Origin of the sequence: Nocardia vulneris (genome assembly GCF_001613425.1) — a bacterium.
GTDB lineage: Bacteria > Actinomycetota > Actinomycetes > Mycobacteriales > Mycobacteriaceae > Nocardia > Nocardia vulneris.
Genome location: NZ_BDCI01000043.1, coordinates 52,441 through 74,439, shown reverse-complemented (window position 1 = coordinate 74,439; position 21,999 = coordinate 52,441). Strand labels below are relative to the sequence as shown.

19 protein-coding genes are annotated in these 21,999 nt (G+C 68.7%); 9 read left to right on the top strand and 10 right to left on the bottom strand.

Going from position 1 to position 21,999, the window contains the following annotated elements; all coding sequences use genetic code 11:
• The first annotated feature begins 312 nt into the window (after positions 1 to 312).
• The 3 genes from NVU01S_RS37150 to NVU01S_RS37140 are packed head-to-tail and all read left to right on the top strand — an operon-like array spanning position 313 to position 3,769.
• Positions 313 to 1,137 carry an acyl-CoA thioesterase gene (locus NVU01S_RS37150; protein WP_043672084.1) on the top strand — a complete coding sequence of 275 codons (825 nt, stop codon included), beginning with the start codon at positions 313 to 315 and terminating at the stop codon, positions 1,135 to 1,137.
• Positions 1,137 to 2,525: a hypothetical protein gene (locus NVU01S_RS37145; RefSeq protein WP_052280701.1), complete on the top strand. Its 1,389-nt coding sequence runs from the start codon at positions 1,137 to 1,139 to the stop codon at positions 2,523 to 2,525. The genes NVU01S_RS37150 and NVU01S_RS37145 overlap by 1 nt, the downstream gene beginning before the upstream one ends.
• Positions 2,522 to 3,769, top strand: a complete 1,248-nt coding sequence (locus NVU01S_RS37140; protein ID WP_043672081.1) for a cytochrome P450 family protein — start codon at positions 2,522 to 2,524, stop codon at positions 3,767 to 3,769. The genes NVU01S_RS37145 and NVU01S_RS37140 overlap by 4 nt, the downstream gene beginning before the upstream one ends.
• Before the next feature lie 102 nt (positions 3,770 to 3,871).
• On the opposite strand, the gene amaB is transcribed toward NVU01S_RS37140, so the two are convergent.
• Positions 3,872 to 5,437: an L-piperidine-6-carboxylate dehydrogenase gene (gene amaB / locus NVU01S_RS37135; protein WP_244467290.1), complete on the bottom strand. Its 1,566-nt coding sequence runs from the start codon at positions 5,435 to 5,437 to the stop codon at positions 3,872 to 3,874.
• Positions 5,438 to 5,549: 112 nt separating this feature from the next.
• On the opposite strand from amaB, the gene NVU01S_RS37130 reads away from it, so the two are divergent.
• Complete coding sequence (locus NVU01S_RS37130; protein WP_014981966.1) at positions 5,550 to 6,002, top strand: Lrp/AsnC family transcriptional regulator; 453 nt, start codon at positions 5,550 to 5,552, stop codon at positions 6,000 to 6,002.
• Positions 6,003 to 6,065: 63 nt separating this feature from the next.
• Positions 6,066 to 7,400, top strand: a complete 1,335-nt coding sequence (gene lat / locus NVU01S_RS37125) for an L-lysine 6-transaminase (RefSeq protein ID WP_052280700.1) — start codon at positions 6,066 to 6,068, stop codon at positions 7,398 to 7,400.
• An 86-nt stretch (positions 7,401 to 7,486) separates the two neighbouring features.
• Here the strand turns inward: lat and NVU01S_RS37120 are convergent, their stop codons facing one another.
• The 3 genes from NVU01S_RS37120 to NVU01S_RS37110 all read right to left on the bottom strand — a co-directional run bounded on the left by NVU01S_RS37120 (position 7,487) and on the right by NVU01S_RS37110 (position 9,711).
• Complete coding sequence (locus NVU01S_RS37120; protein WP_043672077.1) at positions 7,487 to 7,831, bottom strand: hypothetical protein; 345 nt, start codon at positions 7,829 to 7,831, stop codon at positions 7,487 to 7,489.
• Between the two features lie 64 nt (positions 7,832 to 7,895).
• Positions 7,896 to 9,227 (bottom strand): amidohydrolase family protein, encoded by a 1,332-nt coding sequence (locus NVU01S_RS37115; protein ID WP_043672075.1) that lies wholly within the window; start codon positions 9,225 to 9,227, stop codon positions 7,896 to 7,898.
• A gap of 58 nt (positions 9,228 to 9,285) precedes the next feature.
• Complete coding sequence (locus NVU01S_RS37110; protein WP_043672073.1) at positions 9,286 to 9,711, bottom strand: DUF1707 SHOCT-like domain-containing protein; 426 nt, start codon at positions 9,709 to 9,711, stop codon at positions 9,286 to 9,288.
• A gap of 29 nt (positions 9,712 to 9,740) precedes the next feature.
• On the opposite strand from NVU01S_RS37110, the gene NVU01S_RS37105 reads away from it, so the two are divergent.
• Positions 9,741 to 11,264 (top strand): serine/threonine-protein kinase, encoded by a 1,524-nt coding sequence (locus NVU01S_RS37105; RefSeq protein ID WP_052280699.1) that lies wholly within the window; start codon positions 9,741 to 9,743, stop codon positions 11,262 to 11,264.
• A 261-nt stretch (positions 11,265 to 11,525) separates the two neighbouring features.
• Positions 11,526 to 13,796: a serine/threonine-protein kinase gene (locus NVU01S_RS37100; protein ID WP_052280698.1), complete on the top strand. Its 2,271-nt coding sequence runs from the start codon at positions 11,526 to 11,528 to the stop codon at positions 13,794 to 13,796.
• 100 nt (positions 13,797 to 13,896) lie between these two features.
• Here the strand turns inward: NVU01S_RS37100 and NVU01S_RS37095 are convergent, their stop codons facing one another.
• The 3 genes from NVU01S_RS37095 to NVU01S_RS37085 form a co-directional block, all read right to left on the bottom strand.
• Positions 13,897 to 14,832 carry a patatin-like phospholipase family protein gene (locus NVU01S_RS37095; protein WP_043672225.1) on the bottom strand — a complete coding sequence of 312 codons (936 nt, stop codon included), beginning with the start codon at positions 14,830 to 14,832 and terminating at the stop codon, positions 13,897 to 13,899.
• Positions 14,833 to 14,947: 115 nt separating this feature from the next.
• Positions 14,948 to 16,747: an acetyl/propionyl/methylcrotonyl-CoA carboxylase subunit alpha gene (locus NVU01S_RS37090; RefSeq protein WP_043672071.1), complete on the bottom strand. Its 1,800-nt coding sequence runs from the start codon at positions 16,745 to 16,747 to the stop codon at positions 14,948 to 14,950.
• 163 nt (positions 16,748 to 16,910) lie between these two features.
• Complete coding sequence (locus NVU01S_RS37085) at positions 16,911 to 17,876, bottom strand: sulfurtransferase (RefSeq protein ID WP_043672069.1); 966 nt, start codon at positions 17,874 to 17,876, stop codon at positions 16,911 to 16,913.
• Between the two features lie 166 nt (positions 17,877 to 18,042).
• Between NVU01S_RS37085 and NVU01S_RS37080 the strand changes: the two genes are divergently transcribed.
• Positions 18,043 to 18,855 (top strand): helix-turn-helix transcriptional regulator, encoded by an 813-nt coding sequence (locus NVU01S_RS37080; RefSeq protein WP_043672066.1) that lies wholly within the window; start codon positions 18,043 to 18,045, stop codon positions 18,853 to 18,855.
• Here the strand turns inward: NVU01S_RS37080 and NVU01S_RS37075 are convergent.
• From NVU01S_RS37075 to NVU01S_RS37065, 3 genes are all read right to left on the bottom strand, one after another.
• A complete protein-coding gene (locus NVU01S_RS37075; RefSeq protein ID WP_043672063.1) occupies positions 18,781 to 19,416 on the bottom strand; it encodes a nucleoside triphosphate pyrophosphatase in 636 nt (211 codons plus the stop codon). The genes NVU01S_RS37080 and NVU01S_RS37075 overlap by 75 nt on opposite strands.
• The gene (locus tag NVU01S_RS37070) at positions 19,413 to 19,742 is read right to left on the bottom strand and encodes an acyl-CoA carboxylase subunit epsilon (RefSeq protein WP_043672060.1); all 330 of its coding nucleotides are present in this window, start codon (positions 19,740 to 19,742) and stop codon (positions 19,413 to 19,415) included. Before NVU01S_RS37070 ends, NVU01S_RS37075 begins: the two co-directional genes overlap by 4 nt.
• 134 nt (positions 19,743 to 19,876) lie before the next feature.
• Complete coding sequence (locus NVU01S_RS37065; RefSeq protein ID WP_029897833.1) at positions 19,877 to 21,517, bottom strand: acyl-CoA carboxylase subunit beta; 1,641 nt, start codon at positions 21,515 to 21,517, stop codon at positions 19,877 to 19,879.
• A 270-nt stretch (positions 21,518 to 21,787) separates the two neighbouring features.
• Between NVU01S_RS37065 and NVU01S_RS43800 the strand changes: the two genes are divergently transcribed.
• Positions 21,788 to 21,973 carry a hypothetical protein gene (locus tag NVU01S_RS43800; protein ID WP_156161612.1) on the top strand — a complete coding sequence of 62 codons (186 nt, stop codon included), beginning with the start codon at positions 21,788 to 21,790 and terminating at the stop codon, positions 21,971 to 21,973.
• Positions 21,974 to 21,999 lie beyond the last annotated feature (26 nt).

The window sequence follows — 21,999 nt, the reverse complement described above, 5'->3', positions numbered from 1 at the left end:
GCAATTGATAATTTCCGATTCGCCGGTTGTGGGAATGGTCCCGAGGGCGAAAAATGCGACAATTCTGTCGATAGTCGTTGTGCATAATCCCAAGCGAGCGGGGATGTTTTGAGCACTCTTCTAACCGGTCAGCGGCCTGATTCTGTAAAGAATCCGTAATGTCTTGTGAGGTGGACTACACCGCCTTGAATAGCATTAGCCCCAGGTTCACTGTATTCGGTACGAGCGTTGAAAGACGGGCCATCGGCACGACGGAAAACGGTCAGGTATGAGCTTCATCGGTATTCAGAAATCGAAGGGAACGGTGGCGTCATGGTTGAACTACTCGACGCGATGGCCGTAGAGGAAATCGACCCGAACTTCTTCCGCGGCAAACGGCAGCACCGCACCGCACTGAGGCGAACTTTCGGCGGCGAGGTGGCGGCCCGGGCCTTGGCGGCCGGCTCGTCCGGGATGCCCGCCGAGTTCATGGTGCATTCGATCCACGGATACTTCGTCCGGCCGACCACGCCGGAGGTCCCGATCGACTACCTGGTCGACACGGTCAAGCACGGGCGCTCGTTCGCGGTGCGCCGGATCCGGGCGGTGCAGCACGGCAAGGAGACCTTCCTGATGGTCGCCTCGTACCACGTGGGTGACCGCGGGGTGCGCCACGCCGACCCGTGCCCGGACGCGCCCGACCCGGAAGCGCTGCCGCGGATCGGCGCGGACGACGCAGGCAACGAATGGGCGGGCTGGGATATCCGGCGGGTCCCGGATGGTCCGACACATGCTGCGCGCCAGCAGGTTTGGCTGCGATACACCGGCGAGCTGCCGGCCTGCACGGTGACTCACAGCTGCGCGCTGACCTATGCCAGCGATATGACCTTGCTCGGCGCCGCGGTCGCACCGTATCCGGGCATCGCCATCCAGACCGCCGCGCTCGACTATTCGATCTGGTTCCTGCGGCCGTGCCGGGTCGACGATTGGTTGCTCTACGACGAGATCTCGCCCTCGGCCGAAGGCGGCCGGGCCTTCACCCAGGGCCGGATCTTCAGCCGGGCAGGCCAGTTGGTCGCGATGGTGGCGCAGGAACGGATGCTGCGGCTGGCCGAACCGGAACTCGAGGCCGCGCTGACCGCGAAGGCGGCCTCCTGATGTCCCCGGTGTACGTCGGACTCACCGACAAGGCATTCCTGCGATTCCATCACGGCCACGGTGTGCCGGTGATCAGCCAGACCGTCGTGGTGCTGGCGAACCGGCTCACCGACGACCAACTGCGCTCGATGTACGAGATCCTGTGCGCGGGACCGTCCATGCGGCGGGTGCACCGGCCCGCGGTGCCGTTCGCGCGCTGGCGCTGGGTGCCGGCCGACGCCGCGCTGCCGCTGAGCCTCGACCATGCCGCGATCGACGAGTGCGACATGCTGGCCTGGGCGAACACCCAGGCGCAGTACCCGCTGGACCCCGAAAACGGTTACGGCTGGCGGATGTCGGCGGTGCCCACCCGGTCCGGCGGCATGGTGTGGTCGGTCATCGCCTCGCACGCCATCGCCGACGGGCACGCGGGGTTGATGGCGATCGCCGGGCTGGTGCATCCCGAACTCGCCACGACGGCCTCGCTCGGTGCGGTCATCGATCACCGCGGCGATCTGCTGGACGGCTTGCGCCGCAGTGTCGCCGTCGCGCGCGGCGTCACGGCGGAAGCGCGTCGGATGGCCCGTGATCCGCGACATCGTGCGGCGGTGCGGCGGGCGTTGACGGCGCGCGAACCTGCCCCGGCGGGCGAGCCGCTCGGCTGGCGGGAGGGTTCGGTCGTCGTCACTTTCGATGCGGCGCAATGGCATACGCGCGCGGCGCAGCGCGGCGGCTCGCCCAACACGCTCTACCTCGCGATGGTCGCCGATCTGCTGCGGCACTGTGCGCTGGTGGGTCCGGATGGCGCACTGGTGTTGCTGACGGCGGTGCGGATCCTGCGCGAGCAGGACCAGGCCGACTCGAATTCCTTTGCCCGCGTGCCGATCGTGGTGGATCCGGAATGGCTGGACCGTGGCGATCTCGCGCCGCTGCGGGTGGCGAGCAAGGCGGCGTTCGCCAACGCGCACGACGTGGGTTCCGGTGCGATCTCGCGGCCGCGGAACATGCCCGCCGAACTCATCGACGTGCTGCCGGAGGGCGTGGTCGAGCGGCTGGCCGACACCGCGCCGATCACCGTCGGCATGTGCTCCAACATGGGCGTGGTCGACTCGTTCGTGCCGACCGCGATGCGCCACGGCGCGAACCCGTCGATGTTCATGATGCGCGGGGTGTTCCAGGGCATCGACGCGCCGCGCGCCGACCGGCAGCCGATCGCGCTCGCGACCTGGTTCTCCCAGTTCGACGGGAAGATCCAGTGGGTGCTGGAGAGCCTCAAGCCCGAAATGGCGCACTCCGACGAGGAATTGGTCTTCCTGGCTCGGCTGGTAGCGGAGAGCTGGGATCTGAAACCCCTGCACGTCACCAGCGGTGACGGCAGCAGCCGTACGACCTACAGGAAGTTCTCATGACCAAACCACTGATCAGACTCGGCACCGAGTTCCTGTACAACCCCTACCCCGTCTACGACGAGCTGCGCGCGCAAGGACCGGTTCATCACGTGCTGCTGCCCAACGGACTGTCCACCTGGCTGGTGGTCGACTACCAGCTCGGGCGCGCGGTGCTCGCCGACGACCGGGTGCGCAAGGACGCGGCGAGCATCGCGCCGATCACCACCAGGCTGCGCGGCGAGAGCGACGGAATGACCGCGGTGAGCACCGACCTGTGGAAACACATGCTCAGCTCGGACCCGCCGGACCACACCCGGCTTCGCAGGCTGGTCAGCAAGGCCTTCACCGCGCGCACGGTCGATCAATTGCATCCGCGGATCGAGACTTTGGCCGATGAGCTGCTCGACAAGATGGCCGACGCACCCGAGGTCGACCTGATCGAGGGCTACGCGCTGCCGATCCCGATCACGGTCATCTGCGAACTGTTCGGGGTGCCCGAGGCCGACCGGAACCGGTTCCGCGAGCTGTCGACCACGATGACCGCGACCTCGGCGGAGAACGTCGAGGATCCCGACGCCGCCGACTCACCGTTCTACGCCACCGCCGCCCAGCGCGCCGCGGCGAGCGTCGAACTGGCCACCTATTTGATCGGGTTGATCGCCGAACGCACCAAGAACCTCGGGGAGGATCTGCTGTCACAGCTGATCCTGGCCAATCACGAGGGGGACAAGCTCAGCGATCAGGAACTCATCGCCATGCTGTTCCTGATCCTGGTGGCCGGTCACGAGACGACGGTGAACCTGATCGGCAACGGCCTGCTCGCGCTGCTGCGGGACCGGGCGTTGTACACCGAACTCACGGCGGAGCCCGAGCGGATTCCGGCGGCGATCGAAGAGTTCCTCCGCTACGAGGGCCCGGTCCACGTGTCCACGCTGCGGTACACGGCGGAGCCGATCACGGTGGCGGGCATCGACATTCCGGCCGACGAGCTGATCTCGGTGTCGCTGCTCGCGGCCAATCACGATCCCGCCCGGTTCACGCACCCGGACCGCATCCGGATCGGACAGGCCGCCAAGGGCGGGCATCTGGCGTTCGGGCACGGCATCCACTACTGCGTCGGCGCGCCGCTCGCCCGGCTGGAGGCACGGCTCGCGTTCGAGAAAATTCTGGCCAGATACCCGGACATGCGGCTTGCCGAGGCGGTGCGCTGGCGGCCGAGCAGCACCTTCCGCGGCGTGCAGTCCCTGCCGGTCGTGCTCGAATGAGCGTGCCGGAGCGCGGAAACGGCCGAAGCCGGGTGGTCGGTGCCGACCACCCGGCCGCGGCGTTGCCCTGGCGCGTCAGGGGATTCGGCGGGTAATCGCCGATCAGCCGAACTTGATCCCTTGCGCCAGTGGCAGTTCGGCGGAGTAGTTGATCGTGTTGGTGGCCCGGCGCATGTACGCCTTCCAGGAATCCGAGCCGGATTCCCGCCCGCCGCCGGTCTGCTTCTCGCCGCCGAACGCACCGCCGATCTCGGCGCCGGAGGTGCCGATGTTGACGTTGGCGATGCCGCAGTCCGAGCCGTCCGCGGCCAGGAAACGTTCGGCCTCGCGCTGGTCGGCGGTGAACACCGCCGACGAAAGCCCCTGCGGCACCGCGTTGTGCAGGGCGATCGCGCTGTCGAAATCGTGGTAGGTGAGCACGTACAGGATCGGCGCGAAGGTCTCCTCGCGCACCACCGCGGTCTGCGCGGGCATCCGCACGATCGCCGGGCGCACGTAGTACGCGTCCTCGCCGAACCCGTCGACTCGCTCACCGCCACAGATCAATTCGCCGCCGTCGGCCAGCGCCTTGTCCAGCGCGGCGCGCATTCCCGCATAGGCCCGGCCGTCGATCAGCGGGCCGACGAGGACGCCGTCCTCCAGCGGATTGCCCACGCGCAGTTGCTGATAGGCGCTTTCGATCCGCTCGAGCAACGGGCCGACCACGTCGGCGTGCACGATCAGCCTGCGCAGCGTGGTGCACCGCTGCCCGGCGGTGCCCGCCGCGGCGAACACGATGCCGCGCGCCGCGAGCTCCAGATCCGCGGAGGGCGTGACGATCGCGCCGTTGTTGCCGCCCAGTTCCAGCAGGCAGCGGCCGAACCGCTCGGCCACCCGCGGCGCGACGATCTTGCCCATCCGTACCGAACCGGTGGCGCTCACCAGCGCGACCCGCTCGTCGTCGACGAGGCGGGCGCCGACCTCGGCCGCGCCCTGAACCAGTTGGTGCACTTCGGGATCCGCGCCGACCTCGGTCGCGGCGCGCCGGAGCAGGGTGTGGCAGGCCAGTGCGGTGAGCGGAGTGGTCTCCGAGGGCTTCCACACCACCGTGTCGCCGCAGACCAGCGCGATCGCGGTGTTCCAGGCCCAGACCGCGACCGGGAAATTGAACGCCGAGATGACCCCGACCACGCCGAGCGGATGCCAGGTCTCCATCAGCCGGTGACCCGGGCGCTCCGACGGCATCGTCTGCCCGTACAGCTGCCGGGACAGGCCGATGGCGAACTCGCAGACGTCGATCATCTCCTGCACTTCACCCGCGGCCTCGGCGCCGATCTTGCCCGCCTCCAGCGTGACGAGCTCGGCCAGTTCGCTCTTGTGCGTGGTGAGCAGTTCGCCGAGCCTGCGCACCAGCGCGGCCCGGACCGGGGCGGGCACCGTGCGCCAGGCGCCGAAAGCGGTGGCGGCCCGTTCGATCGCGGTATCGACCTCGTCCAGTGCACTGGCCCGCAGGGTCAGCAGGCGCTCGCCGGTGATCGGACTGCGGGCGGGCAGGTCGCCGGGTTCGGGGGATTCGACGCCGAGTCCGCGCAGCACCGCCGCGGCGCGCTCCGCGAGTTCCCGGGTGGTCTGATCGCCGAGGGCGGTCTCGCGCGTCCGCGAGTCGTGGGCGCTCTGAACATCTGTCATCTGTTGCTCCGCCGTACCTTTCGGCCGCATTGCGGCATATCTGTCCCATGTCTTGGGAGGATCGGGGTGAGGTTTCTGCCACGAGCCGGGTTGCCTGGTTTACCCTTCGCTGATGGCGGATACACCGGCAAGACCAGTACTGGACGACATAGATCGCCTGCTGATTCGTGAATTGATGGCCGATGGACGCGCCACGCTGTCGAACCTGGCCGAGAAGGCGAGCCTGTCGGTATCCGCCGTGCAGTCGCGGGTGCGCAGGCTGGAAGCACGCGGTGTGATCCGCGGATACACGGCGCACGTCGACCCCGAGGCGCTCGGCCAGCTGTTGTCGGCATTCGTCGCGATCACTCCTCTCGACCCGTCGCAGCCGGATGATGCCCCGGCAGTGTTGCAGCACATCCCCGGGATCGAGGCGTGCCACTCGGTGGCAGGCGACGAGAGCTACATGCTGTTGGTCAGGGTGGCCTCGCCGCGGCACCTCGAGCAGCTGCTGCAGGAGATCAGGGCGACCGCCAACGTCAGGACTCGAAGCACCATCATCCTGCAGACATTCTATGACAGGTAGCCGTTACGTGTAATTAATCCGCTTTCCTGTACAGATTCCGTAAATTTTCGTACCCTCGGTGGTGTGACCATCGAACTGGAACGCACCCGCCCGGCGGTCACCCCCGCCGCCCGAGTGCATGAGATCTTGTCGGCCAGCATCCTCGCCGATGGCTTCGAACTAGTCCTCGACCTACAGAAGTCCCGCGGCTGCCGGCTCGTCGACGAACGTGACGGCAGCTCCTACCTAGACATGTTCGGCTTCTTCGCGTCCAACGCCCTGGGTATGAATCACCCCGCGCTGGCCGAGGACGCCGAGTTCCGCGCGGAGATCGCGACCGCCGCGATCAACAAACCGAGCAACTCCGACATCTACACCGTCGAGATGGCCCGCTTCGTGGAGACCTTCGTGCGCGTGCTGGGCGATCCCCGGCTGCCGCACCTGTTCTTCATCGACGGCGGTGGCCTGGCCGTGGAGAACGCGCTCAAGATCGCGTTCGACTGGAAGAGCCGGCACAACGAGATGCACGGCCGCGCACCGGAACTCGGCACCAAGGTGCTGCACCTGACCGGCGCGTTCCACGGCCGCACCGGATACACCATGTCGCTGACCAACACCGATCCGGTGAAGGTCGCGCGGTTCCCCAAGTTCGACTGGCCGCGCATCGAGTCGCCGTACCTGAGCGACGCGCACGATATCGCCGAGGTGGAAGCGCGGGCACTGGCGCAGGCGCGCCGCGCCTTCGCCGAAAACCCGCACGACATCGCGTGTTTCATCGCCGAGCCGATCCAGGGCGAGGGCGGCGACCGGCACCTGCGGCCGCAGTTCCTGCAGGCGATGCAGCAGCTCTGTCACGAGAACGACGCGCTGTTCGTACTGGACGAGGTACAGACCGGCGTCGGCATGACCGGAACCACCTGGGCCTACCAGCAACTCGGCGTGCAGCCCGATGTCGTCGCCTTCGGCAAGAAGACCCAGGTGTGCGGTGTGATGGCGGGCGGGCGCGTCGACGAGGTGCCCGACAACGTGTTCGTGGTGAACTCCCGGATCAACTCCACCTGGGGCGGCAACCTCACCGACATGGTGCGGGTGCGGCGGATTCTCGAAGTGCTGGAGCAGGATTCGCTGGTCGATCGGGCCAAGGCGCTCGGCGCGCATCTGCTGGATCGGCTGGAGTCGCTGGCCGAGCGGCATGCGAGCATCAGCGAGCCGCGCGGTCGCGGCCTGATGTGCGCGGTCACCGTGTCCTCGGTGGCGCTGCGCGACGAGGTGCTCACCGCGCTGCGCGAGCAGGAGCGGGTGCTGATCCTCGGCACCGGCGAGCGTGGCATCCGCTTCCGCCCGCCGCTGACCGTCTCCGCCGCCGAACTGGACGAGGCGGTCGACGCGCTGGACCGGGTACTCGACCGGCTCGGCTGACATACTTCGCACACCTCGCCGGAACCCGGTCGTGCGTCGCCACGGCGGGTTGCAGTGTGACGACTCGGCGAGGTGTGCGAACACCCTCAGCCGGTGTGCGGGCGTAAGCCGAGCGCGCCCTCGACGAACCGCTGAACGGCGCTCAGGCCGGCATCGAGCGCCTGCTCATGACCGGGACGAGCCCAGCCGGTGAGTCTCGCGGTGCCGTCCGGCGCCGGGGTCGCGCCGACCTCGGCGACCAGTTCGGCGGTGGTCGGTTCGCAGACAGCCCAGGAGAAATGGGATTCCTCGACCCAGCCCGCGAAGCGCAGGGCGACGTAGCCGGGGTCGGTGATGCCGCCCTGGGCCAGGGCGGGCCGATCGTCGATGCGGTCGTCGGCGCGCAGCGCGCGCAGATACCAAGTGCCCGCGTTGATCTCGATCGGTTCCATCCGTGTCCGCGCTCCTCGACGATGTGCGGCGGCGCCCGCTCGGGCACCGCTCGATACGTCGAGGCTATCGGTCGGCTTCGTGCACGATGCGGCCGTCCCGGAATACCGTGTCGACGGCGCGCAGCGCGGTGATGTCGGTCAGCGGGTCGCCGCGGACGACCAGCAGGTCGGCGGCGCGGCCCGGCGCCAATACCCCGATGGCGTCGGCGTGCAGGGCCGCGGCAGGCGTCACAGTGGCTGCGATGAGCGCTTCGCGCGGGGACAAACCCGCGGCGACGAGCAATTCGAGTTCGCGGATCAGCCCCGGCCCGGCGTAGACGCCGGGCATCCCGGCGTCGGAACCGGCGATGATCCGCCCACCTGCGTCGCGAAACTCCTTGACCCGCAACCGGATCGACGCTTTGGTCGGCTCGTCGAAGACCAGGTCGGTGACCGCGAGGGTCGGCGCGAGCGTGATACCGCGCCGCACCAGGGTTTCGGGGAAACCCGCGGGCCAGCCGGTCAGCACACCCCGAGCCTCCAGATGGTCGAGCCCGTCGACACCCGCCGCGAGCAGATCGTCCAGGTCGGCACGAGTTCCCCAGTGCGCGAAGACCTTCGTGTCGTGCCGGTGCGCCTCGTCGATGATCGCCACGAGGATATCGGGCCGGATCGGTTCCAGCACTGTGCGTTCCGGGTTGCCGCGCTCCTGCACCACCTTGATCAGGTCGACCCGGTCCGCGCCGGTGACCAGCGCACGGACCATTTCGCGCGCCCGTTCGGGACTGTCGGGGAGCCGTACCGCGTCCGAATTCGGCTCGACGCCGATGGTGGCGACCGGATGGCCGCCGGGTGTGCTGAAGATCGGTCCCGCGATCAGCAGGCGCGGTCCTTCCAGGTCGCCTTCGGCGATCCGGCGCCGCAGGGTGTGCACCCATTCGTTCTCGTCACCCATGCTCCGGACCGTGGTCACGCCGTTGCGCAGGAAGTTTCGCCGCTTGTCTGGGTGATAGCGGTACCAGTCGGCGACGATGCCCGGCATGTCCAGCAGGCCGATGTTTGTGCCGCGGGGCACTTCCGGCGCGTTGAGGTGCACATGGGAATCGATCAGGCCGGGCAGCACGGTGCGGCCGGTGAGATCCCGGCGTGCGGCGTCCTGCGGTATCGCCACGTCCGGGCCGATCGCCGTGATCAGGCCGTGCTCGATCAGGATGGTCGCGTTCGGATGCGGTGTCAGGTCCGCGCCGACGAGCACGGTGGCACCGGTCAGCGCCAGCTTGCCGGTCTGGCGTGGCGCGGCCTTGTACAGCGTGAGCCGGTAGTGCGCGTAACCCGCTGCGATCGACAGCAGGAGCAGGGCCACCACGACCGCGAGCGGATACAGCAACCAGCGGCGCAGCCTGGCGGATCGCGTCATGGTCTCGACGCTACGGTGACCGGCTCGGGCCGGTCATGACCCGAGAAATCGGCGTCAGTCAGTCAATTCCGGGATCGCGCCGGTTGCGGCGCTCGCGCCTACCGCCATGGCCGCCGTGCCCGCCGTGCCGCCCGCCGAACAGCAGCGCACCGACCAGTGGAATCGCCAGGAACCAGAGCCAGCTGCCGGTGAGGAAGAACAGGATGACGGCAAGGATCGGGATCACCGCCATCACCCGCTCGGGCCATTCCGACAGGAACCCGGACTCCGGTTTCGCAGGCACGGCAGCCGCTTTGGCGAGCGGCTCCGGCAGATCGGTGAACACCTGCGTCAGGTCGCCGCGGGTGACGGCGGCCGCGACGATCGCGCTGCGCTCGTCGAATTCCGCGACGCTGAGCCGCCCTGCCGCGAAATGATCGGACAGTCGCCGCATCGCATCCTCGCGCTCGGCGGTGCCGATACGGATTTCGGGTAGCTCCTCCATGAGAAAAAGGCTAGCGGGAGGTTCCATATATGGGTGCGACGTGGTTCGGCCACTATCGCCTCGATCGATTGCTCGGCAGCGGTGGTACCGGACAGGTGTGGCTCGCCTACGACGACACCACCGGACGGTCCGTCGCGCTGAAGGTGCTCTCGGCCACCTACGCCGGCGAACCGGCCTATCGGCAGCGGTTCACCAGGGAGGCGCGGCTGGCGGCGCAGGTGCGCGGATCGCACCTGGCGTCGATTCACGCGTTCGGTGAACACGACGGGCGGCTCTATCTCGCCATGGAGTTCATCGCGGGCGTCGACCTGGCGGCGCTGCTGCAGCGGGAAGGGCCGCTGCCGCCCGCGCGGGCGGTGCGGATCGTGATGCAGGTCGCGCAGGCGCTGGACGACGCGCACCGGGCGGGGCTGGTGCACCGGGATGTCAAGCCGTCCAACATCATGCTCGGACCGGACGACCACGTTCATCTCATCGACTTCGGTACGGCGTATCGGATCGACCAGCCCGCGCTGACGACGAGCAGCAATGTGGTCGGCACGCTGGCCTATATGGCGCCGGAGCGTTTCTCCGGCGCGGGGGACGCACGGTCCGATCAGTACTCGCTGGCCTGCGTGCTCTACGAATGTCTCACCGCGCGAAGGCCGTTCGGCAACGCCGACGCGGCACAGTCGTTGCTCGCCCATCTGATGACCGAACCACCGCTCGCCGCGCAGTGGAATCCCGCGGTGCCCGCCGCGCTCGATGCGGTGATCGCGCGCGGGATGGCGAAGGTGCCGGAGCAGCGATGCGCGAGCGCGGGTGAGCTGGCGGCCGCCGCCTATGCCGCGGTCACCGGGCTCGACGTGCCGACGGTGGAGACCGCGGCCGTGGTGTTGCCGACGACAAGCGCACCGGGCCAACCGTTTCCGGCGTCCGAATCGGCGGCGACGCTGCCGAGTACCCGGCCGGAGCGGAGGGCCGATACCCAGGCCGCGCCCGCACCGTCGCCGAGTCCGGCACGGCGGGAGACGAATTCGCGCATTGCGGCTGTCGTGCTGGTCGGCCTGCTGGTCACCGTCGGGCTGGTGCTCTGGTTGGGCCAGTCGCTCGATCGCGAAAAAGGTTCGGCCGCAAGGGCTTCGGCTCCGCTGACGCCCTCCAATGTGGTTTCCTCGCCGGTCGAAACGGTGCCCACGCCTGTTCCGGTGGTATCGATTCCGGCCGCGCCGATCGTTCCGGCGGCGTGGCAGCCCTGTGATCCCGCTGTCGCCGCGCGGGGTGTCGCGGCGGATGGGATGCTGCTGCGCTGTGTGCCCACCGTCGGGAGCGCCGCTAGTTGGATGCCGTCGGAGTCCAGCGCCGAACCGCCTCGCGCGGAACCGCCGAAGGCGCAACCACCGAGAGCGGATACCGCGAAGCCGGGGCGTGGTGGGCCAGCCGGTGCCGAGGACGGTAGGAACGAGCACGGTGGTCCCGGTCCCGGTCCCGGTCCCGGTCCCGGTCCCGGCCACGACAACGGTCCCGGCCACGACAACGGGCACGGCCGTGGAAAGCCCGGCAAGGACAAGTAGCGGCCGACGACCGGCGAGGATCGCGTTCTTGCCGAGGGCCGCGGCATCGGCGGCTTCCCGTGTCCGGCGTCATGCGGGCTCGGTCACCGCGGCGGATGTCGTTCACGACACACTGGCCGGGGTGCCGGGGCGCGGTTACGCTGCGAAGGAGGTTGGGTCCTTTCGTATCTGCGGCCGGATCAGGTGTTTTCCGGTGTCGCCGCAGGTAATCGGGGCCGGCGGGCCGAGCCTGGACAAGTCGACGGTGACTGGAGGTTCGCGATGGGGGAGGTGCGATTCGGGGGCTACCGGCTGGATCGATTGCTCGGCCGGGGCGGTATGGGGCAGGTCTGGCTGGCATACGACGATGCCGGTGCGCGCTGGGTCGCGCTGAAACTGTTGCCCACCGAACTCGCGGCGGACGCGAGCTATCGCAAGCGTTTCGAGCGCGAAGCGGAAGTGGTGTCGAAGCTGCGTGACCCGCGCATCCCGCGTATCCACCGCTTCGGCGAGATCGACGGCAGGCTCTTCATCGACATGGAGTTCGTCGAGGGCGCCGATCTGGCGACCATGATCGCGGCCGGAGCACTGGGGCCCGCCACTTCGGTCGGCATCGTCGGTCAGGTCGCCGCCGCGTTGGATGCGGCGCACCGGGCCGGGCTGGTGCACCGGGATGTCAAACCGTCGAACATCGTCGTGCACGCGGGCGGGCTCACCTATCTGATCGACTTCGGTATCGCGCACGGCATCGGGCAGACCGCGGTCACCACCACCGGGTTGGCGATCGGCACCCTGGCCTATATGGCGCCGGAACGGTTCACCGGCAAGGCGGATGCTCGTTCCGACGTGTACTCGCTGGCCTGCGTTCTCTACGAATGTCTGACCGGCGCCCGGCCCTACGGGGACACCGACCCCGCCCAGCAGATGCACGCCCACCTGATGACCGATCCGCCGCGCGCGGGCGCCCGCAACAGCGCGGTCCCGGCCGCCCTCGATGCCGTCATCACCCGCGGCATGGCCAAGAATCCGGCCGATCGCTACCCGACCGCAGGGGATTTCGCGGCTGCCGCCAGCACGGCCATCGGCATCCGCCGCCCCCTGCTACCCCAACCACCCACTAAATCCGTGCGGCCCCCGAGCCCCACCGAGGTGCTGCCGAACGACGGCGCACCCCGCCTCGATGCACCCGGTCCGTCCGGAACCGTCGGCTCGCCGTACCCGAAACCTGCTCGCGGGCAGCGCCTTTCGCCGACGCGGGTAATGCCCCCGGCCGGAGCGACCGCCGCTTCCGCTGATGCGGGATCGGCGCTGAGTGGCGCGTCTGCGGGTGCCGATGGGGTGAAACGGCTTTCGCAGACAAGAGCGTTGCCGCCTACGGGCGCGGCCGGGTCTTCATCCGGCGGCCGCCCGGCGGGAAGCGACGCTGCTGCTCGGGTGCAGCGCCATTCGCCGACGCGGGTGATGCCTCCGGCTGGAGTGACCGCCGCTTCCGTAGATGCCGGATCGGCGGTTAGTGGCGCGTCTGCGGGTGTTGCTGGGGTGCAGCGTCTTTCGCCGACCAAGGTGATGCCGGAGCCTGGGCCGACGCCGACGCTGGTGGCGACCCGGCTTGCCGAGCCGGTCGTCTCGGCTCCAGCGCAGGGATATTCGCAGCCCGGGAGTCGGTTGCCTGCGGCGGGTGCATCGCGTTCGCAGGCGGGCAAGGCGGGGTTCGGTACCAGCGTGCCGGGGACCGTCGTGCCGCATCGGCCCACGCCGCCTCGGTCGCTCGCGGCGAAGTTGGGACTCGTCCGGTCCAAGCCGAGACCTGTTGTTGCGCAATATGTTCCGGAGGCTACGCAGCCGCCGGTCGTCCCGTCGCGGTATCCCGTCGGTTACGGGCGCAAAGTCTTTCCGGCTCCGGCGAAACCGCCGAAGGACGCCCGGCGGCGTCCGCCTGCGGCCCGGCCTCGCCGGCGCAAGCGCGGCTTCGTCTCGAAGATCGTCGGGGCGTTGATCATCGTCTTCCTGACCCCGTTCATGCTGGCGGCCGGCTGCGTCGCGCTGCTGGCGGCCGGCAATCGGGGTGCGGACTCGGGCGGCAGCACGGCCGCGCCGCCGCCACCGACCGCCGTGGCCGAGGAGAACCCCGGACCACCGCCGGAACAGCCCGGTCCGGTGGGGCCCGCGGAGGCCGGAACGCCGGTGCGGGACGGCAAGTTCGAGTTCGTGGTCAGCGGCGTCGACAGCGGCGTGCGGCGGGTCGGCCTGCAGCAGGCCGCGGGTTCGTTCGTGGTCGTCACGCTCGCGGTCCGCAACATCTCCGACGAGGCGAAGTGGTTCCTGCCGTTCGGCCAGCGCCTGTTCGACGCCGCAGGCACTGCGTTCGACCACAACGCCACCGCGACCATTTGGCAGGTCGCCCAGCACAGCTACAACTACTCGTTCGAGCTGGCCCCCGGCCAGTCCGCGACCACCCAGCTGGTCTTCGACGTCCCCACCGAATCCACCCCCACCCACCTCGAACTACACGACTTCGTCCTCTCCAACGGCGTCGCAGTCCGCCTCAACTAGCACTCACGCACCCGTTCTGACCTCACGCACCCGCTCTGCCATGCCACAGCGCGTGCGAGAGCTCAGAACGCGTGCGAGAAATCAGAACCGGCGCGCGGAGTCAGGCGACGCGGACGGTGTCGGCGAAGACGGCGTGGACGGCGTTGCGGCCGATTTCGAGGGCCTTGGCGAGCAGGCCTACGTCGCGGGCGGCGCTGTCGACGTCGGGGGAACCGAGGGGTGGGTGGATCTGCAGGACTGCCTCGCCGCGTTCGGTGAGGGCGCGGTCCTCGATCGCCTGCTGTTGCGGACGCTGGATCCAGGCGCGGTAGGCGCCGGGGGCGACGGCGCGCAGGTAGCCGCCGCCGACGACACGGTGCAGCAGCGAGGCGGGCGGGCGCTGTTCATCGATCCGGCGGGTGCGCAGCACCAGAGCGTGTGTGGCGCCGGCGCGGACGGCGGTGCGGATCGGGACCGTTTCGGTGAGGCCGCCGTCGAAATACTGTGCGCCGCCGAGCCGTACCGGCGGCCCGGCCAGGATGGGCAGCCCCGCGGAGGCGCGGATCGCGCCCATCAGCGTGCGCTTGTCGACGATGTGCGGGTGCAGGTCCACCGCCCGCCCGGTCCGGATATCGGTGGCGATGGGATGAAAAGTGGTGGGATTGGCCAGGATTGCCGGGAAATCCATCGGCTCGATGCCGTCGTAGACCTGATGCACCAGGTAGCGCAGGTCGAAAGCCGGTCGGCCGCGCAGCATCCGGGCCGGATCGATGGCACGGCGCATGATGTCCGGGTCGGTCCAGGAACGCATCCCCGCCACCGCGCGCCCGCAGAGCAGCCACGCGGCATTGATCGCGCCCGCCGACGTGCCGTACACCGCGTCGAAGACCGAGGCGAGGCCGAGTTCCTCGAGCGCCGACACCATGCCGCTCGAATACACGCCGCGACTGCCGCCACCCTCGATGACGAGCACCAGCCGATTGCCGTCGGTACGGCTGCCTGCGGTGCGCCGCGCGCGGATCAGCTCCGCGACGACGGAGACACTCGTACTGGTCACCGGACCACGATACGACAGAGCGGGCGCGGGCGGCAGCACCCAGCGCCCGCTCGAAGCGGTGTTCGCCGTACGTTTACGCGAGGACTACTCGAACTCGCTCAGTGTTCGGAACGTCTTACTTGATCTCGGCGAGCACGGTGCCCTGGGTGATCGCGGCACCCGCCTCGACCGCCAGGCCGGTGACCACGCCCGCCTTGTGCGCGTTGACCGGGTTCTCCATCTTCATGGCCTCGAGCACCACGATCAGGTCGCCCGCCTCGACGGTCTGGCCCTCTTCGACGGCGACCTTCACCACGGTGCCCTGCATCGGCGCGGTGACCGCGTCACCGGAGGCCGCGCCGGCGCCCGCACCGCCCCGCTTGCGCGGCTTGGGCTTCTTGCGCACGACGCCGGCACCGTTGCCCGCGGCGGCCGCACCGCCACCGAGGCTGAACTGACCGGGCAGCGACACCTCGACGCGTCGCCCGCCGACCTCGACGACCACCTTCTGCCGGGGCAGGGCCTCGTCCTCGTCGACCGGGGCTGCACCGGTGTACGGCTCCACGGTGTTGGTCCACTCGGTTTCGATCCACTTGGTGTAGACGTCGAACTTCTCGCCGTCACCGATGAAGGCCGGATCCTCGACGATCGCGCGGTGGAACGGGATGACCGTGGCCAGTCCCTCGACCTGGTACTCGGCCAGCGCGCGCCGGGCCCGTTCGAGGGCCTGGGTGCGGTTCTCGCCGGTGACGATCAGCTTGGCGAGCATGGAGTCGAACTGGCCGCCGATCACGCTGCCCTCGACCACGCCGGAGTCCACGCGCACGCCGGGGCCGGTGGGCTCGCGGTACACCGAGACCGGGCCGGGGGCGGGCAGGAAGCCGCGGCCCGCGTCCTCACCGTTGATCCGGAACTCGAAGGAGTGTCCGCGCGGGGTGGGGTCTTCCTTGATCGAGAGTTCTTCGCCGTTGGCGATGCGGAACTGCTGGCGCACCAGGTCGATACCGGCGGTCTCCTCGGTGACCGGGTGCTCGACCTGCAGGCGGGTGTTCACCTCGAGGAAGGACACCGTCTCGCCCTGCACCAGGTACTCGACCGTGCCCGCGCCGTAGTAACCGGCTTCCTTGCAGATGGCCTTGGCCGAGGCGTGGATCTTCGCGCGCACGTCGTCGGACAGGAACGGCGCGGGGGCCTCTTCGACCAGCTTCTGGAACCGGCGCTGCAGCGAGCAGTCGCGGGTGCCCGCGACCACCACGTTGCCGTGCTGGTCGGCGATCACCTGGGCCTCGACGTGGCGAGCCTTGTCCAGGTACTGCTCGACGAAGCATTCGCCGCGGCCGAACGCGGCGATCGCCTCGCGGGTGGCCGACTCGAACAGCTCGGGGATCTCCTCGATGGTGTGCGCGACCTTCATGCCGCGTCCGCCGCCACCGAAGGCGGCCTTGATCGCGACCGGCACGCCGTACTGCTTGGCGAATTCGACGACCTCGTCGGCGTTCTTCACCGGGTCCTTGGTGCCCGCGGCCATCGGGGCCTTGGCCCGCTCGGCGATGTGCCGGGCGGTGACCTTGTCGCCGAGGTCGCGGATGGACTGCGGGGACGGGCCGATCCAGATCAGCCCGGCGTCGAGGACGGCCTGGGCGAAGTCGGCGTTCTCGGAAAGGAATCCGTAGCCGGGGTGGATCGCGTCGGCGCCGGACCGGGCGGCCGCGTCGAGGATCTTGTCGAACACGAGGTACGACTCGGCCGAGGTCTGGCCGCCGAGGGCGAAGGCTTCGTCAGCGAGCTTCACGAAGGGAGCGTCCGCGTCGGGTTCCGCGTAGACCGCGACGCTGCCGATGCCTGCGTCCTTGGCTGCCCGGATCACGCGCACGGCGATCTCGCCTCGGTTAGCTACGAGTACCTTCGTGATCCGTGCGCTGGCGTGGCTGGGCACTGAGCCTCCTGTGTGCAATCTCTTTTGGTCGCCCCGAGGTCGACAGAACTACGTCTCGGGCGAGTGTAGGCAGTCTGCCAACAGACGCCGAACTCGGCCAGTCCTACTGGACAGTAGGTCGGGTATCACACACCGCCTGTCCGGCGAGAACGCCGAGCCTGCGCTACCTGGCGCGAGCGCGCCGGCCCGCGGCCGCCGGCGCCGCACCGGGTTCAGCCCCCTTGGCGATCGGCATGCGCACCGAGTTGCCCCACTCGGTCCACGAACCGTCGTAGTTGCGCACCGTGTCGATGCCGAGCAGATACCGCAGCACGAACCAGGTGTGGCTGGACCGTTCGCCGACCCGGCTGTAGACGATCACGTCGTCCGCGCCGGCCAGCCCGCCGTACACGGCGTCCAGTTCGGCGCGGGAGCGGAAGCGGCCGTCATTGCCGAATGCCTCGGTCCATGGAATGTTGGTCGCGGTCGGGATGTGCCCGCCGCGCAGTGCCGCGTCTTCTGGATTGATCGGCTCGATGGTCAGCGTCGCGTAGCGATTCGATGGGGGGTGGTGGTCGGGCGACGGGTGGGCGAGCTCGCCGGAGTATTCCTCGGGCGAGCGCACGTCGAGCAGCGGTCGGCCGAGGTGGGCGAGCACGTCCTCGCGGAAGGCCCGCGCGCTGCTGTCGTCGCGGACCACGTCCGGATAGTCGCTCACGGAAAGATAGGGGGTGTCGAAGGTGGTGTCGCGTTCCTCGGAAATCCAGGCGTCGCGGCCGCCGTCCAGCAATCGCACATCCTCGTGCCCGAACAAAGTGAAGACCCACAATGTGTGCGCCGCCTGCGCGTTGCCCCGGTCGCCGTAGATCACCACGGTATCGTCTCGCTCGATTCCCTTGGCGCGCATCAACTCGGTGAATCGGGCGCCGTCGATGTAGTCGCGGGTGACCGGGTCGTTGAGATCGCCGCGCCAGTCGATCTTGATGGCACCGGGTACATGCCCGATGTCGTACAGCAATATGTCCTCGTTGGACTCGACGATCTTGAGTCCGGACGTGCCGATGTTTGCCGACAGCCACTCTGTGGTTACTAGTCGGTGAGGATCTGGGTAAGCACCGAATGAGGGATGAGGGTCCGGAGCAGCGGGCACGTTGTGGGTCCTTCACGCGAGGTAGACGGCGGTTACGGCGGTTCAGGTCTCACAGCGATGGTAAGTGTGAGGCGATAGTTGCTTTCGTTTCAGATCACAAATCGGCTGAATGAGCGAATAAATCGCACCTACATCCGATAAAGTCTCCCGGGAGGAGGGGTGAGCTATGTCCGATTCTTGGCCGCGGCGGCGACTGCTCGCGATCCTACGTGGCGCCAGCGAGCCTCTCGACGCCCAGGAACTGGCCAGAATCACCGGACAACACGTCACCACGGTTCGGTTTCATCTCGACGTGCTCACCCGGGAATCCCTGGTGCGCCAATTCCAGCAACCGCCGCGCGGTCGCGGGCGTCCGCGAATCGGTTACAGCGCGGTACAGCGATCGGTCGGCTACCAGGATCTGGCCCAGGTGCTCGCCGATCAGCTCGGCCCCGATCCGCGCAGGCGCTCCGAGGCGGCCATCGCGGCCGGCCGGGCCTGGGGCGCGAAGCTGGACGTCGGCGATCATCGGGTGGAATCGCTGGAGGACGCGAAAGACGTCACCATGACGCTGCTTTCGGAGCTGGGCTTCGCCCCCGAACGCGACCCGAACAACGACACCGCCGAGCAGGTGCTGGTCCGCCTCACCGCGTGCCCGCTGCGCGAACTCGCGCGCACGCACTCGGAGGTGGTGTGCGGCGTGCACCTCGGGCTGATCAAAGAGGTCCTGGATCGCAACGGCGCGCGCGGCGAGGTGAATGTGCGCCTGCATCCGTTCGTCGAACCGGAACTCTGTGTGGTCCGGTTGGAACTGCTGGCGCGGCGGGAACAGGACGCGCGCCGCGAGCCGGACACTCGTGAGGTCGCGGCGGTGGCCGCGGTCGGCGACGCGGCCGCGTCGGTGGAGCCGGTGATCGCGCCGCCGTCAGCGGGCCGGATCGCCCCACAGCTGCGTAACGGCGACCCCAACGTCGCCAAGCAGTCGGCGCAGCAGTGGTAGGCCGATCCCGATCACGCTGGACGGGTCGCCCTCGATCCGGTCGATGAACCAGCCGCCCAGGCCGTCCAGGGTGAACGCGCCCGCGACCTGCAGCGGTTCGCCGGTGGCGATGTAGGCGTCGAGTTCGTCGGGTTCGGGCTTGCCGAAATGCACTGTGGTGGAACTGCAGTCGAGGGCCTCGGCGGTGCACTCGCCGTTCCGCAGCCGCAGCACGCAGTGTCCGGTCACCAGATCGGCACTGCGCCCGGCCATTTCGCCCCAGCGGGCGCGGGCGACCGCCGCGGTGTGCGGCTTGCCCTGTAGCTCGCCGTCCACCAGCAGCATCGAATCACAGCCGACGACAACGCAATCGGCGCTCAGTTCGGGAATGGTCGCGGCCACCGCCAAGGCTTTCGCCCTGGCCAGTTCGACGACCACGACCTGCGGTGCGGTGCCGGCGGGCAGTGCGGCCGCGACGGCGTCCTCGTCCACCTCCGAGACCCGCACGACCGGCTCGATGCCCGCGGACCGGAGCACTTCCCGGCGGGCCGGGGACGCGGAGGCGAGAACGAAGGTGGTCACCCGCGCAGGTGCGAGAGCTGCGGGAAGGCGTAGGGCGAGAACGGCGAGGTGCCCCGGTGCATGAAGGTGGGACGGCCCCACATGTCGACCGGGCCGCTCGAGCCCGCGGCGGCGTCCTCGGCGGCCGCGGACAGCACGCAGACCAGCGCGGCGATCTCCTCGTCGCTCGGGTTGCCCTTCAGCACGCGGAAGAACGGCTCCCCGGTCGCGGCGGTTTCGGCGGTTGCCGCCGCGCCATCGGCCGACTCGGCCTGGTCGGGCAGCGCACCGACGGAGAGGTCGAGTTCGGCGGCGGTCAACACATCTTCTTCTGCCACGGTCGTCACAGTGCCAGATCCTCTCTTTGCCTGATCAGGCGTGTTCCTTGTTCGAAACTAGTGGTCGATGACGCGATCATCCTCGGATCCACTCATTGCGTCGCTCTCACCAGTGTGCGCGGCGTACCGAGGGTATCGCTTGATCACAACGGGATGTTGCCGTGTTTTTTCGGCGGCAGGCTGACCATCTTGCGCTCGAGCAGCCGCAGTGCCGACACGATCTGACCGCGGGTGTGCGAGGGCGGGATGACCGCGTCCACGTAACCGCGTTCGGCGGCGACGTAGGGGTTCACCAAGGTGTCCTCGTACTCGTTCTGCAGCTCGAGCCGCAGCGCGTCGACGTCATCGCCGCTGTTGGCGGCGTCTTGCAGCTTCTTGCGGTAGACGAAACCGACCGCCCCGGACGCGCCCATCACCGCGATCTGCGCGGTGGGCCAGGCCAGGTTCACGTCGGCGCCCATGTGCTTGGAACCCATGACGTCGTAGGCGCCGCCGTAGGCCTTGCGGGTGATGACCGTGATTTTTCCCACAGTGGCTTCGCCGTACGCGTACAACAACTTCGCGCCGCGCCGGATGATGCCGTTGTACTCCTGCCCGGTGCCCGGCAGGAAGCCCGGCACGTCGACCAGCGTGAGGATCGGGATGTTGAACGCGTCGCAGGTGCGCACGAAGCGCGCGGCCTTCTCCGAAGCGTCGATATCCAGGCAGCCGGCGAACTGGGTCGGCTGGTTGGCGACGATGCCGACGCTGCGGCCGTCGATCCGGCCGAAGCCGACGATGATGTTCATCGCGCGCTCGGCCTGCACCTCGAGGAACTCGTCGTCGTCGAGCAGTCGACGGATCACCTCGTGCATGTCGTACGGCTGGTTCGGCGAGTCCGGGATGATCGAGTCCAGCTCGAGGTCCTCGTCGGTGAGCGAGTCCTCGATCGCGCCGTCGATCGGATCCGAGGCCGGGAAGCGCGGCGCCTCGGCGCGGTTGTTGCTCGGCAGGTAGGACAGCAGATCCTTGACGTAGTCGAGGGCGTCCTGCTCACCGGAGGCGACGTAGTGCGCGACACCGGATTTCGTCATGTGGGTGTGCGCGCCACCCAGGTCCTCCATGCTGACGTCCTCGCCGGTGACCGTCTTGATGACGTCGGGTCCGGTGACGAACATCTGGCTGGTGCCGTCGACCATCACCACGAAGTCGGTCAGCGCGGGGGAGTACACGTGGCCACCCGCGGCGGGGCCCATGATCAGCGAGATCTGCGGGATCACGCCGGAGGCCTGCACGTTGCGGTGGAAGATCTCGCCGTAGAGGCCGAGCGAGACGACGCCCTCCTGGATGCGCGCGCCGGCGCCCTCGTTGATGCCGATCAACGGGCGGCCGGTCTTGAGCGCCAGGTCCATCACCTTGACGATCTTCTCGCCGTAGACCTCGCCGAGACTGCCACCGAACACGGTGACGTCTTGGCTGAAGATGCAGACGTCGCGGCCGTCGATGGTGCCGTAACCGGTGACGACGCCGTCGCCGAGCGGGCGGTTCTGCTCCAGTCCGAAATTGACGCTGCGGTGGCGGGCCAGCGCGTCGAGTTCGACGAAGGAACCCTCGTCGAGCAGCGCGAGGATGCGCTCGCGGGCGGTCATCTTGCCCTTGGCGTGCACCTTGTCGACCGCGGCCTCACCCATCGGGTGCTTGGCCTCTTCCAGCCGATTCCGCAGATCAGCCAGCTTCCCGGCGGTGGTGTGGATGTCGGGGGCGCCCGCCGGGTCTTGCGCGGACTGCTGCTGGACACTCGTCATGGCTCCGGAGTGTAACGAGTGGCAGTCCTTCTCTCTAACCGAGTAGGGGCTACCGACCGGTAAAAACACGCAGCTAGATCAACGTTGCGCCGGGAAAGTTCCAGGTCGTCGGTGGCGTTTCCATTCGGCAGAAAATGAGTATCGCCGCAACCAGGGCCCGGATACCCTGGGGTGGTCAAGTTTTCGCGCTCCGACGGGGAGCCGGGATAGGAGAACACACGCCCAGGCAGACAGTTACACCGCCCAGGCAGCTCAGGGGAGGAGCACAGGATGTGGGGATGGAGCACGACCATAGCCGAACACGCCGCCGCGGGGGCATTCACCAGGTGGCCGGTGACCGAGCCGGAGCCGACGATTCTCGATCCGGACTTCCGGACCGAGGCCGGGCACGGGGAGGACGCACCCGCGGAGGGGGCGGCACGGGCGCCGAGCTGCAATTACGACCTCGTCGGCTAGGCGTATCACCGCCCGGCGGGTGTCGG